Annotated in this window: 15 protein-coding genes; 7 read left to right on the top strand and 8 right to left on the bottom strand. The window is 72.1% G+C overall.

The window, feature by feature from the left end; genetic code table 11:
• Positions 1–24 precede the first annotated feature (24 nt).
• Entirely contained in the window at positions 25–1,287 is a 1,263-nt protein-coding gene (locus ACLJTM_RS30400; protein WP_411106987.1) for a sensor histidine kinase, read from the bottom strand.
• Positions 1,288–1,292: 5 nt separating this feature from the next.
• The gene (locus ACLJTM_RS30395; RefSeq protein ID WP_030036265.1) at positions 1,293–1,946 is read right to left on the bottom strand and encodes a response regulator transcription factor; all 654 of its coding nucleotides are present in this window, start codon (positions 1,944–1,946) and stop codon (positions 1,293–1,295) included.
• Positions 1,947–2,193: 247 nt separating this feature from the next.
• Between ACLJTM_RS30395 and ACLJTM_RS30390 the strand changes: the two genes are divergently transcribed.
• Entirely contained in the window at positions 2,194–2,385 is a 192-nt protein-coding gene (locus tag ACLJTM_RS30390; protein ID WP_411106986.1) for a hypothetical protein, read from the top strand.
• 89 nt (positions 2,386–2,474) lie between these two features.
• Here ACLJTM_RS30390 and ACLJTM_RS30385 read toward each other — a convergent pair whose 3' ends face one another.
• Positions 2,475–3,278 (bottom strand): inositol monophosphatase family protein, encoded by an 804-nt coding sequence (locus ACLJTM_RS30385; RefSeq protein ID WP_411106985.1) that lies wholly within the window; start codon positions 3,276–3,278, stop codon positions 2,475–2,477.
• A gap of 58 nt (positions 3,279–3,336) precedes the next feature.
• A complete protein-coding gene (locus ACLJTM_RS30380; protein WP_411106984.1) occupies positions 3,337–4,494 on the bottom strand; it encodes a ferrochelatase in 1,158 nt (385 codons plus the stop codon).
• 159 nt (positions 4,495–4,653) lie between these two features.
• Between ACLJTM_RS30380 and ACLJTM_RS30375 the strand changes: the two genes are divergently transcribed.
• Positions 4,654–5,928, top strand: coding sequence for an MFS transporter (locus tag ACLJTM_RS30375; protein WP_411106983.1), 1,275 nt, complete (start codon positions 4,654–4,656; stop codon positions 5,926–5,928).
• Positions 5,861–7,207, top strand: a complete 1,347-nt coding sequence (locus ACLJTM_RS30370; protein ID WP_411106982.1) for a D-arabinono-1,4-lactone oxidase — start codon at positions 5,861–5,863, stop codon at positions 7,205–7,207. Before ACLJTM_RS30375 ends, ACLJTM_RS30370 begins: the two co-directional genes overlap by 68 nt.
• Positions 7,208–7,226: 19 nt before the next feature.
• Here the strand turns inward: ACLJTM_RS30370 and ACLJTM_RS30365 are convergent, their stop codons facing one another.
• Positions 7,227–8,096 carry a hypothetical protein gene (locus ACLJTM_RS30365; protein WP_411106981.1) on the bottom strand — a complete coding sequence of 290 codons (870 nt, stop codon included), beginning with the start codon at positions 8,094–8,096 and terminating at the stop codon, positions 7,227–7,229.
• A gap of 496 nt (positions 8,097–8,592) precedes the next feature.
• Here ACLJTM_RS30365 and sepH point away from each other — a divergent pair, with 496 nt between their 5' ends.
• On the top strand, positions 8,593–9,687 hold the full coding sequence (gene sepH, locus ACLJTM_RS30360) for a septation protein SepH (RefSeq protein ID WP_411106979.1): 1,095 nt from the start codon (positions 8,593–8,595) through the stop codon (positions 9,685–9,687).
• Positions 9,688–9,744: 57 nt separating this feature from the next.
• Here sepH and ACLJTM_RS30355 read toward each other — a convergent pair whose 3' ends face one another.
• Complete coding sequence (locus ACLJTM_RS30355; RefSeq protein WP_411106978.1) at positions 9,745–10,590, bottom strand: sulfurtransferase; 846 nt, start codon at positions 10,588–10,590, stop codon at positions 9,745–9,747.
• Positions 10,591–10,771: 181 nt separating this feature from the next.
• Between ACLJTM_RS30355 and ACLJTM_RS30350 the strand changes: the two genes are divergently transcribed.
• Positions 10,772–11,581 (top strand): VOC family protein, encoded by an 810-nt coding sequence (locus ACLJTM_RS30350; protein WP_411106977.1) that lies wholly within the window; start codon positions 10,772–10,774, stop codon positions 11,579–11,581.
• A gap of 50 nt (positions 11,582–11,631) precedes the next feature.
• On the opposite strand, the gene ACLJTM_RS30345 is transcribed toward ACLJTM_RS30350, so the two are convergent.
• On the bottom strand, positions 11,632–12,690 hold the full coding sequence (locus ACLJTM_RS30345) for a polyprenyl synthetase family protein (RefSeq protein WP_411106976.1): 1,059 nt from the start codon (positions 12,688–12,690) through the stop codon (positions 11,632–11,634).
• Positions 12,691–12,915: 225 nt separating this feature from the next.
• Here ACLJTM_RS30345 and ACLJTM_RS30340 point away from each other — a divergent pair, with 225 nt between their 5' ends.
• Positions 12,916–13,581 carry a hypothetical protein gene (locus ACLJTM_RS30340; RefSeq protein ID WP_411106975.1) on the top strand — a complete coding sequence of 222 codons (666 nt, stop codon included), beginning with the start codon at positions 12,916–12,918 and terminating at the stop codon, positions 13,579–13,581.
• Positions 13,582–13,674: 93 nt separating this feature from the next.
• On the opposite strand, the gene ACLJTM_RS30335 is transcribed toward ACLJTM_RS30340, so the two are convergent.
• Positions 13,675–15,834 (bottom strand): MMPL family transporter, encoded by a 2,160-nt coding sequence (locus tag ACLJTM_RS30335; protein ID WP_411106974.1) that lies wholly within the window; start codon positions 15,832–15,834, stop codon positions 13,675–13,677.
• A 1,169-nt stretch (positions 15,835–17,003) separates the two neighbouring features.
• Here ACLJTM_RS30335 and ACLJTM_RS30330 point away from each other — a divergent pair.
• Entirely contained in the window at positions 17,004–17,642 is a 639-nt protein-coding gene (locus ACLJTM_RS30330; RefSeq protein WP_411106973.1) for a DNA-binding response regulator, read from the top strand.
• Positions 17,643–17,691: the final 49 nt, after the last annotated feature.

Here is a 17,691-nt window from a genome sequence, read left to right as displayed (position 1 = left end):
ATCAGCGAACACGGGGCGGAGGAGTCACAAGGGAAGAGTGACACGCATCACGAGGCCACCGTCCTCTCGGGGGGTCGCCTGGATCCGGCCGCCGTGTGCGCGCGCCACGGAGCGCGCGATGGAGAGGCCGAGCCCGACCCCCTTGTCACTCCCCGTCCGCTCGGTACGCAGCCGCCTGAAGGGCTCGAAGAGGTTGTCCACCTCGTACGCGGGAACCACGGGACCCGTGTTCGACACCATGAGCACCGCCTGGCCGTGCTGGACCTCGGTGGTGACCTCGACCCAGCCCTCCTCCGGGACGTTGTAGCGCACCGCGTTCTGCACCAGGTTCAGGGCGATCCGCTCCAGCAGGACGCCGTTGCCCTGGACCACGGCGAGCGCCCGCTCGCCGCGGATCTGCACGCCCTTGGCCTCCGCCTCGACGCGCGCCTGCTCGATGGCCCGGGTGGCGACCTCCGCGAGGTCCACCGGTTTGCGCTCGACTATCTGGTTCTCGCTCCGGGCCAGCAGCAGCAGGCCCTCGACCAGCTGCTCGCTGCGCTCGTTGGTGGCGAGGAGGGTCTTGCCGAGCTGCTGCAGCTCGACCGGTGCCCCGGGGTCCGACAGGTGCACCTCCAGCAGCGTGCGGTTGATCGCGAGCGGTGTCCGCAGCTCGTGCGAGGCGTTCGCCACGAACCTCTGCTGGGCCGTGAAGGCCCGTTCCAGGCGGTCGAGCATCTCGTCGAAGGTGTCGGCGAGCTCCTTGAGCTCGTCGTCCGGCCCGTCCAGCTCGATCCGCCGGGTCAGGTCGGAGCCGACCACCCGGCGCGCGGTCCGGGTGATCTTGCCGAGCGGCGACAGGACCCGTCCGGCCATCGCGTAGCCGAAGGCGAAGGCGATGATGCTCAGGCCCAGCAGGGCCATCAGCGAACGGCTCAGCAGGTCGTCCAGGGCGTGCCGGCGCTGCTCCAGGGCGCACTGGCTGATCGCTGCCTGGAAGGTGTCGCTGGGCAGCGCGTTGCCGTTGCCGGTGCCGTTGGACAGCGCGGGGCAGGTGGTGCTGGTGACCTGGATCGGACCGCCGCCGACGATGGAGAACTGCGGCGCGTACCCCTCCCGCAGCGCCTGCGCGGCGAGCAGGTAGATGATCGACAGCAGCAGGATGCCCGCGATCAGGAACATCCCGCCGTACAGCAGCGTCAGGCGTATCCGGATGGTCGGCCGCAGCCACGGGAAGGGACCCTCGGGCTGGCCGGGGTCCCAGGTCGGTTTCGGTGGCGTCGCGGGTGGCGCCGGGATTGCAGCCATGCTTCTCAGATCCGGTATCCGGAGCCGGGCACGGTCACGATGACCGGCGGCTCGCCCAGTTTGCGGCGCAGGGTCATGACGGTCACCCGCACCACGTTGGTGAACGGGTCGGTGTTCTCGTCCCAGGCCTTCTCCAGCAGCTGCTCGGCGGAGACGACGGTTCCCTCGCTGCGCATCAGCACCTCCAGCACCGCGAACTCCTTGGGTGCCAGCTGCACCTCCCGGCCCTCCCGGAACACCTCGCGCCGGTTGGGGTCGAGCTTGATCCCGGCCCGTTCCAGCACGGGCGGCAGGGCGACGGTGGTCCGCCGCCCGAGCGCCCGTACGCGGGCGGTCAGCTCGGTGAAGGCGAAGGGCTTGGGCAGGTAGTCGTCGGCTCCCAGCTCCAGACCCTCCACCCGGTCGCTCACGTCCCCGGACGCCGTCAGCATCAGCACGCGGGTGGGCATGCCGAGCTCGACGATCTTCCGGCAGACGTCGTCGCCGTGCACGAGGGGGAGGTCCCGGTCGAGCACGACCACGTCGTAGTCGTTCACCCCGACACGCTCCAGGGCGGCGGCGCCGTCGTACACGACGTCCACGGCCATGGCCTCCCGGCGCAGGCCGGTGGCCACCGCATCGGCGAGCAGCTGCTCGTCCTCGACGACGAGTACGCGCACGTCGTTTCCTTCCTCCGAGCCCCTCGGGGCAGACGTCTGGTGCGCCGCCCATCCTGCCGGTTTCAGCCGTAAACCGGCTGTAAGGCGTCACCCGTGGGGGACGGGCGGGGCGGAAGTGAGGATTCCCCGGTCCTGCGAGGTTTCTGCGCCCAGGGTGCCGGGGAGGACGAGAGCACACCCCATCCACTCCCTGACGGCGGACTGCCACGTCACGCCGCCGACCCACGAAGAGGGGGCGAACCCCATCATGGACGCATTCACCGCGGGTCTCCTGCAGCGCATCAGGGCCACGCAGTCGGACCTCAGGCAGGCCCGCGAGTCGGGCGACGACTTCCTCGCGGAAGTGGAACAGGCGGAGCTGGAGGACCTCCAGCGCCTGGCCGCCGAGCACGGCGTTCCGGTCTCCGCCTCCGTACCGGCCCCGGTCCCGGCCGCCTGACCTGCAGATCGGCCGAGAACCCCGGCCGCCCCTCCCCGGGGCGGCCGGGGTTCTCGTACGTCCGGCTCCGCCGGCGCCCCGGCCCGCACTCAGTCGTGCCAGGCCCCGGCCTCCTCCAGCAGCGGCTGCAGGGAGGCGAAGACCGCCGGGCTCGCCGCCAGCGCGAGCTCCCCCGAGGCCGGCCGGCCGGGGCGGCCGCCGGTCAGGGCGCCCGCCTCCCGGGCGATCAGCTCCCCCGCGGCCAGGTCCCAGGGGTTGAGCCCCCGCTCCCAGTACCCGTCCAGCCGCCCGGCCGCCACGTCGCACAGGTCCAGCGCCGCCGACCCGCCCCGGCGGATGTCCCGGACCAGCGGGATGATCCGCTGCGCCACGTCTGCCTGGTGGGCCCGCCGGGTCTGGACGTAGGCGAACCCCGTGCCCACCAGCGCCTGGTCGAGCGGGGCGGCCGCCCGGCAGGAGAGGCGGACGCCGTCCCTCCAGGCCCCGCCGCCGAGCACCGCGTGGCAGGTCTCCCCGCGCATCGGCGCCACCACGACGCCGACCACGGTCTCGCCCCGGTACTCGGCCGCGATGGACACGCCCCAGCTGGGCAGCCCGTAGAGGTAGTTCACGGTGCCGTCCAGCGGGTCGATCACCCAGCGCACCCCGCTGGTGCCCGGGGTGTCCGAGCCCTCCTCACCGAGCAGCCCGTCCTCGGGCCGCCGCTCGGCGAGCAGGCCGGTGATCAGCTTCTCGGCCGCGATGTCCATCTCGGTGACCACGTCGATGGGGCTGGTCTTGGTCGCCGCCACCGCGAGGTCGGCCGGCCGGCCGTCGCGCAGCAGGGCCCCGGCCCGGCGGGCCGCCTCCAGGCCCACGTCCAGCAGTTCGGCCTTCAGCTCTTCAGGGATCACGGCTCTTGCTCCTCGGGGTGGTTCCGGTCCGGTCCGCTGCGGGGGGGGGCGGGTCCGCTCAGGCGTAGGGGCTGTCCGCGCCCGCGGCCGCCGCGCGGGGCGCCCGGGCCGGGCAGCAGCCCACGGGGCACAGGTCGTGGCTCGCGCCCAGCCGGCCCAGCGCGCACCGCTCCACGGGCTCGCCCCGCTCGGCCGCGGCCCGCTCCAGCACCAGTTCCCGTACCGCCGCGGCGAACCGCGGGTCGTCGCCGACGGTCGCCGAGCGGGCGATCGGCAGCCCCAGTTCGGCCGCCTTGGCGGTGGCCTCGGTGTCGAGGTCGTACAGCACCTCCATGTGGTCCGAGACGAAGCCGATGGGCACCATGACCACCGCCGGGGTCCCGGCCGCGTGCAGCGCCTCCAGGTGGTCGCAGATGTCCGGCTCCAGCCAGGGGATGTGCGGGGCCCCGCTGCGCGACTGGTAGACGAGGTCCCAGGGCAGTGGGTCGCCCGTCGCGGCCCGCACCGCGTCCGCGATCACCCGGGCGGTGTCCAGGTGCTGCCTGACGTACGCCCCGCCCTCCCCGTCGGCGGTGTGCCCGCCGGCCGGTCCGGAGGTGTCGGCCGCGGCCACCGGGATGGAGTGGGTGGTGAAGACCAGGCGGGCGCCGCTGCGGACCTCCGCGGGCAGCGACCGGAGGGAGGCCAGCACACCGTCGGTCATCGGCTGCACGAAGCCGGGGTGGTTGAAGTAGTGCCGCAGCTTGTCCACCGCCGGCAGCTCCGCGACTCCTTCGTCCGCCAGTGCGGCCAGGGCGTCGGCGAGGTTCTCCCGGTACTGGCGGCAGCCCGAGTACGAGGCGTACGCACTGGTCGCCAGGACCGCGATGCGGCGGCGGCCGTCGGCCGCCATCTCCCGCAGCACATCGGTCAGGTACGGGGCCCAGTTGCGGTTGCCCCAGTACACCGGCAGGTCCAGGCCGTGCTCCGCGAAGTCCTTGCGCAGCGCGTCCAGCAGCCGGCGGTTCTGGCCGTTGATCGGGCTGACCCCGCCGAAGCCGAAGTAGTGCCGGCCGACCTCCTTGAGCCGCTCGCGCGGGATCCCCCGCCCGCGCGTGACGTTCTCGAGGAACGGCACGACGTCGTCGGGTCCCTCGGGGCCGCCGAAGGACAGCAGCAGGAGGGCGTCGTACGGGGCGGCGGGCCCGCCGGGCGGCGGGGAGAGCTGGTCTGACATGCATCGAATCCTGCCACCCGGCGCCGCCGGGCGGGAACCGGCCCGGCCGGCCGCAGCCCGCCGGTCTCCCCGCCCCGGGGCGCCGCCGCCTCCGCCGTGCACCGACCCGGCCGGTGGCCGTAACCTGTACAGGCCACTGACGTTCCTTACGGAGACCCCTTGCCCAGTCCCTACCGCGCCATCTTCGCGGCCCCCGGCAGCAAGGGCTTCAGCGCGGCCGGGCTGCTGGGCCGGATGCCCATATCCATGGTGGGCGTCGGCATCCTCACGATGATCTCCGAGATCACCGGCCGCTACGCGCTGGCGAGCGCGCTCACCGGCACCCTCGCCCTGGCCGCGGCGGTCCTCGGTCCTCAGATCTCCCGCCTGGTGGACCAGTACGGGCAGCGGCGCGTGCTGCGCCCCGCCACCCTGACGTCCGTGGCCGCGGTGGGCGGGCTGCTGCTGGCCGCCGCCAACGGCCTGCCGGACTGGACCCTGTTCGTGTGCGCGGCGATCGCGGGCTGCGTCCCGAGCGTCGGCTCGATGATCCGGGCCCGCTGGACGGTGATCTACCGCGACTCGCCCCGCGACCTGCACACCGCCTACTCCTTCGAGTCGGTGCTGGACGAGGTCTGCTTCATCTTCGGCCCGATCCTGGCCATCGGACTGTCCACCACCTGGTTCCCCGAGGCGGGGCCGCTGATCGCCGCCGGCTTCCTGCTGGTCGGGGTCTGGCTGCTCACCGCGCAGCGGTCCACCGAGCCCGAGCCGCACCCGCGCGGCGAGCACACCGACCGCAGCTCCGCGCTGCGCTCCCCCGGACTGCAGGTCCTGGCGGGCACGTTCGTGGCGACCGGCGCCATCTTCGGCTCCATCGACGTGGCCACCCTGGCCTTCGCCGACGAGCAGCACCAGAAGTCGTACGCCAGCCTGGTGCTGGCCGTATGGGCCTGCGGATCCTGCCTGGCGGGCATCGTCTTCGGCCTGCTCCATCTCAAGGGCCGGACCGAAGTGCGCTGGGTGGTGGGCGTATGTGCGATGGCCGTGAGTATGATCCCCCTCCTACTGGCCGGGAACCTTCCGATCCTGGCCGTGGCGCTCTTCGTCTCGGGCCTCGCCGTCGCTCCCACGATGATCACCACGATGGCCCTGATCGAGGCGCACGTCCCACGCGCGAAGCTGACCGAAGGCATGACCTGGATCAGCACCGGCCTCGCGGTCGGCGTCGCGATCGGCTCCGCGGTGACCGGCCTGGTCATCGACGCGGCCGGCGCGCGCAGCGGGTACGTCGTCTCGCTCGCGGCGGGGGCGGCCGCGGCGGCGGTGGCGTTCGCGGGATACCGCCGGCTGACGAGGCCGGCGCAAGGGGAGGAGCCCTCTAGCGATGGCGGACACACCGACGAGGACGACAGCGGGGACAGCAGGGAAGAACGGTCCGGCCGCGTGGCGTAACTGGGCGGGCAACGTGACCGCCACGCCCGCCCGTACGGTGGCCCCGCGCTCGGTCGGCGAGCTCCAGGAGGCGGTCCGCCGGGCCGCCGAACAGGGCCTCCGGGTGAAGGCGGTCGGCACCGGACACTCCTTCACCGCCGCCGCCGCCACCGACGGGGTGCTCATACGGCCGCAGGCGCTGGCCGGGATCCGGTCGGTCGACCGGGCTGCGGGAACCGTCACGGTGGTGGCGGGCACGGTGCTCGGAGACCTGAACCGGGCCCTGGCCGCGGAGGGGCTCTCGCTCACCAACATGGGCGACATCATGGAGCAGACGGTGTCCGGCGCCACCAGCACCGGCACGCACGGCACCGGCCGCGACTCGGCCTCCATCGCCGCGCAGATCCGCGGCATGGAGCTGGTCACCGCCGACGGGCGGCTCCTCGCGTGCTCCGAGAAGGAGAACCCCGACGTCTTCGCGGCGGCCCGGATCGGCATCGGCGCCCTCGGCATCGTCACCTCGCTCACCTTCGCCGTGGAACCGCTGTTCTTCCTGACCGCCCGCGAGGAGCCGATGGGCTTCGACCGGGTGACCGCGGAGTTCGACCAGCACGTCGCGGAGAACGAGCACTTCGAGTTCTACTGGTTCCCGCACACCGGCAACTGCAACACCAAGCGCAACAACCGCAGCCAGGGCCCCGCCGCCCCGCCCGGGCCGGTGAGCGCCTGGATCGAGGACGAGCTGCTGTCCAACGGCGTCTTCCAGGTGGCCAACTCCCTGGGCCGCGCGGTCCCGGCGGCCGTCCCCGCCATCGCCCGCATCGCGAGCCGGGCCCTGTCGGCGCGCGCCTACACGGACATCCCGTACAAGGTGTTCACCAGTCCGCGCCGGGTGCGGTTCGTGGAGATGGAGTACGCCCTCCCGCGCGAGCGGGTGGTCGAGGCGCTGCGCGAACTGAAGGCCGTGGTGGACCGCTCCGGCCTGCGGATCAGCTTCCCGGTGGAGGTGCGCACGGCCCCCGCGGACGACATCGCACTGTCCACGGCATCGGGGCGGGAGACCGCCTACATCGCGGTGCACATGTACCGGGGCACGCCGTACCAGGCCTATTTCACCGCGGCGGAGCGCATCTTCACCGAGTACGGGGGACGCCCGCACTGGGGCAAGGTGCACACGCGGGACGCGGAGTACTTCGCCCGTGTGTACCCGCGGTTCGGCGAGTTCACCGCACTCCGCGACCGGCTGGACCCCGACCGGCTGTTCGGCAACGACTACCTGCGGCGCGTCCTGGGCGAGTGAGGCGCGGCCGGACCCGCCGTCACCGGCCGCCGTCCGTACCGCGCGTCATGCCCGCGCCGCCGCCGGAGCCCGCGCCTCCGCCGGTTCCGGCGGTGGACGGCGCGGCGTGCGGACTCGGGGAGGCCGGGGGTGCGGGCGGGGACGCCGGGGCGGACGTGGAGGGGGCCGGTCCGGTGGACGGCACGTCCGACGGGGTGGTGCTCGGGCCGGGGCTGCGGGCGCCGCCCGTGCCGGGCGAGCCGGAGGGGGGCGGGGTCGCGGTCCCCGAACCGGAGCCCTTGCCGTCCTCCTCCGCCTTCCCGTCCTTCCCGTCCTTCCCGTCCTTCCGGTCTGCGCCGGGGCGTTCCGGAGCCGGCGCGGGGTCCTGGCGCTGCACGGTGCGGGTGCCGCCGGAGAAGATGGTGCCGCCGCCGCTGCTGACGGAGGTTCCGGCGACCGCCTCGTAGGTGCCGAGCACGCCCATGGAGAGGGCGAAGGCCACACCGGCGGCGACCGCCGTGCGCCGCCGGCCGCGGACGCGGGTGCCGTGGACGGTGGCGTCGCCGAACCTGTCCGCCGGCGGTCCGGGCGCCTCCCCCGGCGGTCCGGGCTCGTCCCCGGACGTCCGGGGCTCCGCCCCGGCGGGGGCCCGGCGGGTCCTCGGGCGGGTGCTTTCGCGCAACTGGTCGCCGGTGCGCCGGAAGACGTGCCCGATGACGGGTCCGCCCGCGGTGGCCACCACGCTGACGACGCCCGCGCCCAGGATGGTGCCGTAGACCCCCAGCTGCGAGGCGAGCAGGGCGGCGGCCACGGTGGCCAGGGAGCTGCCCGCCACCTGAGCCGCGCTCAGGTCCAGCTTCCTCGGCTCCGGTTTCCCCGGTTCGGCATCCTGCGTCGTCTTCTGACCCATCCTCATCCCCTGCGTGTCTCCTGCCTCTCGCGCGTCGGACGCTCCAGCAGTTACTGACACCTGAGCGAAACGGAAAGTTCCATTTCTGGGGATTCTGTGAAGCAGGACACCTGAAAACGTGTTCGACCGCAGGTGGGGCCCGACAGAGGGCAGGCCAACTCCCGCCGTCCGAGACAAGTTCGGCGGCGCGGCGGTCCACCCAGGTGGCCCGAATGGAGTACTGTGGCGAGCCCTGGGGCCGTCCTTCCTTACGGATGTCCGGACCCGGGAGAGGGGGCCGGCTGATGGAAAAACGGCACTCAAGACCGGTGATGCCGCGGTATTGCACGGGCTCCTGCTGCGCACAGTAACCACTCGGTCACTGTGTGTGCCCAACAGGTAACCGTGCCATAACGGCGATCAAGGGCACACGCCCGACACGCCGGTTTAACTCGGCAAGGTTGTGGCAGGCTGCACCCGGGCAGGCCACACTCGACTAGCGGAAGCAGCGACGCACGTGACGTCGGCAGGCACCACCCGGGAGGTCCCCATGCCCGAACTGCGTGTCGTGGCCGTCTCAAATGACGGCACACGACTGGTGCTCAAGGCTGGGGACAGCACGGAGTACACGCTTCCGATCGATGAGCGGCTGCGTGCCGCCGTGCGCAACGACCGTGCGCGGCTGAACCAGATCGAGATCGAGGTGGAGAGCCACCTCCGCCCCCGCGACATCCAGGCCCGCATACGAGCCGGTGCCTCCGCTGAGGAGGTCGCCCAGCTCGCCGGCATCCCGGTCGACCGCGTGCGCCGCTTCGAGGGCCCCGTCCTCGCCGAGCGCGCCTTCATGGCCGAGCGGGCCCGCAAGACGCCCGTGCGCCGGCCGGGCGAGAACACCGGACCCCAGCTCGGCGAGGCCGTGCAGGAGCGGCTGGGCCTGCGCGGGGCCGAAAAGGACTCCGTGCAGTGGGACTCGTGGCGCCGCGACGACGGGACCTGGGAGGTCCTGCTCGTCTACCTGGTCGCCGGAGAGCCCCATTCGGCGAGCTGGACCTACGACCCGCCGCGCCGGCTGGTCGTGGCCGTCGACGACGAGGCCCGCTCCCTGATCGGCGAGTCGGACGACCTGCCCGCCACGCCGGAGCCGAGTTTCCCCTTCGTCCCCCGGATCGCCCGGCTGCCGCGCGACCGGCCGCTGGACCGCGCCCTGGACCGCCAGCTGGAGCGCAACGCCGCCCACACGGCCCCCGTCCCGGACCCGGAGGAGGAGCGGGACACCCTGACCAGCCTGCTGGAAGCGGTACCGAGCTTCCGTGGGGACATGGTCGTCCCGGACCGGACCGACCGCGGCGACCGGACGGACCGTACGGACCGGAGCGAGCCCCCGGCGGAGGAGCCGGACGTGGTGGAACCGCCGGCCCCGGCCGCTTCGGCGGGCGCGGGCTCCGCGTACGCCGACGTCCTGATGCCCCGTACGGTGGCCGGCCACCGCGACCGGCTGACCGGCACCACCGACCGGCAGGCCGAGGCCGACGGGGTCCGCCCCGGCCGGCGCGCGGCCGTGCCGAGCTGGGACGAGATCGTCTTCGGCACCCGGCGCAAGAAGCAGGAGTAGCAGACCCTTCGGGCCCGCCGCGCGGGCCCGTCCGGTCGTGCCTACTCGGGGTCGTGCCTACTCGGGGTCCGGGCCGGTGGCCACCGGGCGGGCCGGGTCGGCGGACCACTGCGACCAGCTGCCCGCGTACAGGCTTGCGCGGATGCCCGCCACGTCGAGGGCGAGCACCTGGTGCGCGCCGGAGACGCCCGATCCGCAGTACACCCCGACCGGGGCGCTCCCCGCGGCGCCGAGCGCGGTGAAGCGCTCCCGCAGCTCCGCGGCCGGCAGGAAGCGCCCGTCGGGTCCCACGTTCTCCGTGGTCGGCGCCGACAGTGCACCCGGGATGTGGCCGCCGACCGGGTCGATCGGCTCGACCTCGCCCCGGTAGCGCTCCCCCGCCCGGGCGTCCAGCAGCACCCCGGCCCGGGAGAGCTCGGCGGCTCCGTCCGCGTCCAGCAGGCCGAGAGCCCCCGGAGTTGGCTTGAAATCACCCTCCTGCGGCGCCACCCGTTCGGCCGTCACCGCGCCGCCCGACGCCGTCCACGCGGCCAGGCCCCCGTCCAGGACGCGCACGTCGGGGTGACCCGTCCAGCGGAGCAGCCACCACGCCCGGGCGGCCGCCCAGCCCTGGCCGCCGTCGTACACGACCACCGGTGTGCCCGACCCGACACCCGCCCGGCGCATCACCGCGCCGAAGGCTTCCGGATCGGGCAGCGGGTGCCGCCCGCCCGACCCGGGCGGACCTGCCAGTTCGCGGTCGAGGTCGACGTACACGGCTCCCGGCAGGTGCCCGGCCTCGTAAGCGGGCCGCTGGTCGGGGCCGCCGAGCTGCCAGCGGACGTCGAGCAGCACCGGTGGCCTCGCCCCCGACAGCTCGCTCGCCAGTTCGGCGGCGGAGAGGATCGCAGATTTCGCAGTCATGGAAGCCATCTTCCTCCCCGCCCGAAACCCCTGTGACAAGGCCGTGATGGGCGGCCGCACCGATCCGGTCATCTCTCCGCACCGGCCTGTCGATGCGGCCCGGTCGAGGCGCGCCGGACCCGCGGGGTGGAAGCATCGGCAGCGGCACACGGGGGCCGGCACGACGGAGGAGACGTTTGACATGACCGAGGCATCGGGAGCAGTGCGGCGCCCGCCCGGCACACCGTGCTGGGTGAGCCTCATGGTGCACGGCCTCGGGACCACCGAGGAGTTCTACGCCGATCTCTTCGGCTGGGAGTACGCGCCGGGGCCCGACCAACTCGGCCCGTACGTCCGGGCCCTGCTCGACGGGAACGAGGTGGCGGGCATCGGCGAACTACCGCCGGACCGGCACCTGCCGGTGGCCTGGACGACGTACCTGGCCACCGACGACGCCGATGCCACGGCCGAGACGGTCCGCTCCTGCGGCGGTACGGTCGCGGTGGGCCCGCTGGACGCCGGCATCGCGGGGCGGGTGGCGATCTGCTCCGATCCGCTGGGGGCGATCTTCGGCCTCTGGCAGGCGGCGACACACCTGGGCACGCGCCTGCACGGCGCGCCGGGCACCCCCGTCTGGAACGAGCTGATCACCCAGGACACCTCGGCGGTCGGCAAGTTCTACGAGCACGCGTTCGGCCACGAAGCGCAGTCCCACGAGGCGTCCTCCGAGGAGTTCGACTACCTGACCCTGCGCCTGGAGGGCCGCCCGGTGGCCGCCGTCCGCGGCGTCGGACGCGCCCTGCCGCACGACCGGGGCCCGCACTGGATGGCGTACTTCGAGACGGAGGACCCCGACCGCTCCGCCGAACGGGTCACCGCCCTCGGCGGCCGCGTGGTCACCCCGCCCCGCGAGGGGCCCATCGGACGCCAGGTGACGGTCGCCGACCCGGAGGGTGCGGTCTTCACCCTCGTACGGTCCGCCCACGCCCCGGACCCCGGCGCACCGGAGTAGCCGCAGCAGGTGCAGCTCCTGGAACGGCGGGTCCCGTCGGCCTGCGCGGCTCAGCGCGTCTGGCCGGCCACGACGTCACAGAGCGAGCGCAGCGCCTCAAGCGCCGGGCGGGGCGGAAGGGACTGCAATGCCGTACGGGCTCGGTCCAACCGCCCGTGCATCATCGCCTCGGCCTCGGCGAGGGCCGGGGAGCGGCGGAAGAGGGCCAGGGCCCGGCCCCGCTCGGCGGGACCCACCGAGCCGGCGGACAGCAGTTCGCGCAGCTCGGCGCCCTGGGCCGTGCGGTCGGCGAGCGCGAGCAGGACCGGGAGGCTGGCGACGCCCGCCGCGAGGTCCTTGCCCTGTTCCTTGCCCAGTTGCTCCGTCGGAGTCTTGATGTCGAGCAGGTCGTCTGCCATCTGGAAGGCGAAGCCCAGCTGTTCGGCATACTCCCCCAAGGCCCACACCACCTGCTCCGGGGCTCCCGCCTGTTGGGCTCCGATGCGCAGCGACATGGCGAGCAGGGCGGCTGTCTTGCCCGATATCACCCGGTGGTAGTGGCCCAGGGGGTCGTCGCCCGCGCCGGGGCCGACGAGTTCCTGGAGCTGGCCTTCGACGAGCCGTCCGGCCACCTCTGCGTTCAGGGAGGTGGCCTCCGGGCCCAGGTCGGCGGCCAGCCGGGCGGCCTTGGCCAGCAGCAGGTCACCCGCCAGCACCGCGAGTCGCTCGCCCCAGCGGGAGTTCGCGCTCGGAACACCGTGCCGGGTGGCCGCAGCGTCCATGACGTCGTCGTGGTAGAGCGAGGAGACGTGGACCAGTTCCACGATGACCGCCGCCCTGGTGACGCCGTCCTTCCAGGGGTCGCCGAACTCCGCCCCGAGCAGTACCAGCAGCGGGCGCAGCCGCTTGCCCCCGGCGGCGGCGAGATGGCCGGCCAGATCGGAGATCCTCGGATCCCCGGCGCCCTCCGCGTGGGCGGCCAGCTCCTTCTCCGCCGCTTCGAGCCCGTGGCGCAGTCGCCGCTCCAGTCCCCTGTCGCTGAGGGCCAGGCGACGGAGCATGCCCGCCTTGCGCAGACGTGAGGGCACCGGCCCTCCGTACACCGCTTCCAGTGTCTTCACGGGTGCCATGCCTCCCCCTCGCCTGCACGGAACGGGTTGAGTCAGACAAACCCGCTCGAACCAATACCACTGTCCCAGCCGTCCGATCGGCGCCACCACTGATTGGCATGAAGGTGCCGGCGGACGCCCGCCGCCGGGGCCAGTGGCATCTTCCTGCACGGCGCGGTGGCGCCAACTGCCCTGCCGTGCAGCTCTGTTACGTTCCCCAGCGAACTCACCGAGAGGAATGGGATCTTGCGCAAGAACCGAATGCTCTGCGCGGCCGCGGCCGCCTCCCTGGCCGTACTGGCCGCCACCGCGGCGCCGGCGGCCGCATCCGAGGACGCACCGCGGAGGGGCGCCTGCGGTGACATCACCCTGTCGGGCACGCTGCCGGTACCACCGGCCGGGATGTCCGCACGGCAGGAGGTCGGCATCGGGGCGGACTGCACTCCCGTCCTGGGGCCGGTGCGGTACGTCCCCGCGGTGGCGGACACGCCCCGCTCACTCACGGTCCCGGGGGCCGCGGAGACGACCCCGCGCCAGGTGCGCAGCTGGTCGGAGATGTACGACTGCTGCAAGATCCTGATGACCGCCCTCTACACGACGTCCACCTGGGACACCGTGGGCGGGCAGGTCGCCAACCCGGCGACCGTGGTGAGCCATGCGGCCAACCGTGAGCCGTGGAACGCCGGCTGGTCGCTCACCGCGTCCCGGAAGGACGAGCAGGATTCGGGCGCCCTCGTCACGGCGCATGCCGAATTCGGCTACCGCGGGATCTTCGACCTCGGGGGCAACCGGTACGCGAACACGCACGACACCACGGTGCGGCTGAACGGCGACGGTACGGCTTCCTGCACCTTCGACATCACGCTGCGGAACACCTTCATCGGGTGGAACTCGGTCCGCGGCTGTTCCTGACCCCCGGCCCCGGCCGCCGGCCGCCCGGGGGCGGTACGCGACGGGGGCGCGCGCCTCCCGGTAGGTGAGCCGGGAGGCGCGCGCCTTCTTCCGCTACGGGCCGGAATCTCCTGCCATGGCCGGTTCCCGCAGCTCGTCGCCGCTGCCGGGGCCGGCGTCGGGGTCGGCGCGGTGTCCGGGCCACCAGGCCTTCGCACCGAGCAGCATGGTCACCGTCGGCACGAGGAGCAGGGCCATGACGAAGGCCGTGAGCAGGATGCCGAAGGCCACGGCGAAGCCCATCTGCTGCAGCAGGGAGTTGTTGGCGAGCATCAGCACTCCGAAGGTGCCGGCGAGGATGACCGCCGCCGAACCGATGGTCGGCGCGGACTGGGCGACGGCCTGTTTGACCGCTTCCCTCGGGGAGGTTCCCCGCCGCACCTCTTCTCGCAGACGCGCCACCATGAGGATGTTGTAGTCGGTTCCGATGGCCACGACGAAGAGGTACACGATGACGGGCAGCATGAAGAGCAGCCCGGACTCGCCCTTGACGCCCTGGAAGAGCCAGACCGTGGCGCCGAGCGTCGCGGCGAAGCCGAGGCCTACCGAGACCATCAGGTACCAGGGGGCCACGACGCTCCGCAGCAGCAGACCGAGGATGATCATGATGGCCAGGCCGGCGACCGGGAACACGAGCTTGTAGTCGTGGTTCACCGCCACCTCGATGTCGGCCAGTACGGCCGTGGTCCCGCCGACGACCGCCTTCGTCCCCTCGGGCGCCGCTTCGTGGACGGTGTCGCGGAGGTCGCCGGACACGAGGGCGATCGCCTTCTCGGAGGCCGGCCGGTGCTTCAGCACGGCGCTGAACTGGGCGACGTCGCCTTCCGCGCTCATGACTGCCGGGGACACCTCGCCGACGCCCTCGGTCTTCGCCACCTCGGTGCGGAAGTCCTCCAGGGCCGCCGCATCGAGCTTGGCCCCGCCCCGCGAGGTGACGAGGATCAGGCTCGGGTCCGTCTGGCCGGCCGAGAAGCCCTTCTGCAGCTCCTCCATCGCCTGGACGGATTCGAGGTTCTTCGGCAGGGAGCTCTCCGAGTCGAACTCGGCCTTGAATCCGAGCGCCCCCGCGGCGAGTACCACCAGCACGCCGGCGGAGACGGCGGCGACCACGGCCGGACGGCGCGAGACCGTTTCGCCCAGCCGGTTGGCCAGCCGGTTCTTCGGCGTCCGCTTCCATGCCCGGGAGGGCCAGAACGCCTTCGTCCCCAGGAGCGAGAAGACCGCCGGCACCAGGGTGAGCGCCGCAACGAGCGTGACGGCCACGGCAATGGCCAGCGAGGGGCCCATGGCCTTGAGGCTGCCCATCGTGGACAACAGCAGGGCCAGGAAGGCCACGATGACGGCCCCGGCCGCCGAGGCGATGGTCTCGCCCACCCGGGCGACGGCGTCCGCCAGCGCGGCCTTGGGCTCCTGGCCGGCCCGCAGGTGCTCGCGGTAGCGGAACAGCAGGAAGAGGATGTAGTCCGTCCCCACACCGAAGAGCACGACGATCAGGATGGCGGAGATGCCGCTGTCCGCCTGCAGCCCGGCCACGTCGCTTGCGATGGCGATCAGGGCCATGGCGACGGTGAACATCACCGCGATCATCAGGACGGGCAGGAAGGCGATCAGCGGGCTGCGGAAGATGACGGCGAGCAGCACGATGATCAGCAGCAGCGTGGCCATCATGATCATGGCGTCCGTGTCGCCCGAGGACTCGCCCGCGTCCAGTGCCGACGCCGCCGGGCCGGTGACGCCCAGCGTGAGTGCGGTTCCGTCCAGGAGCTGTCTGGCGTCCTGCCGCAGGCTCTTGACCGCCTCGATGACGGCCTCGTCATAGGGGTCGTCAACGGAGGCGACCACGGTGGCCAGGGCGATCTCGCCATTGGGTGAGACGGCTTCCGGGCTGGTCTCCACCTTCTTGATGTTCTCGTACTTCTTGTCCTGCAGCCCGGCCGCCACCTTGGCGACGTCCGCCTTGTCGCCATCCGTCAGCTTGCCGCCGTCGGCCCGCTGGAACACCGCGATGGCAGCCGACTCCTCGCTTTGCGGGAAGGCGGTTGCTGCTGTTCTGGCTGCCTGGACCGATTCGAAGTGGGAGGGCAGGAAGTCCGCCTGGTCATTGGTGGGTTTCAAGGTGGGCGCCAGGGCGCTCAGCGCAACGGCCGCAATGATCCACGCAATAATCGTCAGCCATGGCCGGTTGACAGAGAACCGTCCTATTCGTCCGAACATGGAGCTCCTTCACCATCATTTCCGATACTGTCCGATAACCGTGACAGGACGACCTCGCTGCTCTCCGGCTGACGACAGGACAGCACGTACTCACATCAAGGGGGCGCCTTTCGGCCAGCCGCGCGGCGTCAGCGAAAACGCCGGCACGGCCGGACCAGTCAGCCGGAAAGGGTGAAGTAATCGGGCTCGTATGTCAGGTTGCTGACAGCGAGGGCTCGGGACTTACCGGCAGGCGGGGAAATGTATTCCGCCTTGGCCGCTTGCTGCCACATACGTCGACATGGCCGGGGGTGCTCTGGTAGGCACGACCACCACGGGCGGAGGACCCGGGCGCCCGTCGCAAGCCGGCCAGGTTGGCCGCATTCGTCGCCTGCCGCGCCACCCGCGGGCCGCGGGCGGCGCGAGGACTGCACCATGGGCCGGGAAATTGCGAATTCAGGGTACGGGAATCGCATTCCGATGGCATTTACACCCACATTCCACGAGCCGTACTCCCGGAACGGCGGCCGGAGAACCGTCGAGCAGCGTTCCGCACCGGAGACGTGAGGGGGCGGCCCACATCCCATCGAATCGGGCACAGTCGCCCGCACGCCCCCTCGCACCTCGGGGGCGCTTCCACACGACTTCCACCGTAATTTCACCATGAGGCAACAGGCCTCCGAACGGAATTGATCATTCCCAGTCGGGTGTCCGATTTCCCGCCACCACAGGACGGCGACGGCTGCCCGGCAGGTGGTGGAGAACGCCTCATACGCCCGGCAATCCAGGACCGGAAGGTTGATCGTTAACCTTTCTCTTTTGTTTGACTCGATTGACGCGTGGTTGTTAATCTCGCCCCGGGCGCACTACGGGGCGCGCCCGCCTGAGGGCGACTGCTGACAACGGTTCGAGCAGCCAGCCGACACCGCTGTCTCAGCCTGCCCGGGTTCCTCGCTGCAGCGGGAGCCCGAAGTTCGCAAGACCGCAACGGGGGAATGATGTTGAATGCAGTCATGCAGGAAAGGCCACTGCTGGCGGAGCAGGAAAATGGTCAGGAAATATCCGCTGAAATATTCGGACCCGTCGGAGGGTCCGACGATGTCGAGCGAACCCTTCTGCAGGCCCGGGATCTGATCAATTCGACCCTCTTCACGCACCGCTCTGCCTCGCCGGCGGATTCCGCAGCACGGATGACGTCCGGCAACGGCGACGCCGAGGACTCCATCGTGCAGCTCATCGGCGGGGCCCGGCACCGGGTCAGCGTCGCCCTGTCCGGAAACGAGGAACAGGCCGAGGCCGTCACCAAAGCGCTGATCGAGCGAAGCAAGACGACCGGGGAAGGGCTCGCCGTCCGGTTCCTCTGCACACCGAAGGCGCTGGAAACGCGGCTCATCCGGTCGGTCGCCCCGCATTCTGCGGGGTGGGAAGTGCGCGTCATCGAGGACCATCTCGTCGAAGCCCTGGTGGTGGACGGGAGGACAGCGCTCGTCCACAACGGCCCCCGGTCGCAGGAGGGCCGCATCGTCATGCTGGAGGACCCCGCCGCGGCGAGGACCCTCGAACTGCTCCTGGCCGGCGCATGGCGGCGGGCGGTACTCCTCAAGGACTACCTGCGGCTCGGTGGCCGCCTCCGCAGTGACCTCGGCCAGCGCATCCTGGAGCGCCTGTGCGCCGGGTCCACCGATGCGGTCGCGGCGCGCGAGATGAAGGTGTCCCTGCGCACCTACCGCCGGCACGTCGCCGAGATCATGCGCGACCTGGGTGCGAGTTCCCGGTTCCAGGCAGGAGCCCGAGCCGTGGAACTCCGCCTGCTGCCCGAATGCGGATAGCAGACACATCACCATGCCGCATTTCGGGGGAAATTGCTGTGCACGATAC

It is taken from the genome of Streptomyces sp. cmx-4-9, assembly GCF_046548835.1.
GTDB lineage: Bacteria > Actinomycetota > Actinomycetes > Streptomycetales > Streptomycetaceae > Streptomyces.
The sequence above is the reverse complement of the archived record's forward strand: the minus strand, read 5'-3'. Positions and strand labels throughout refer to the sequence as shown.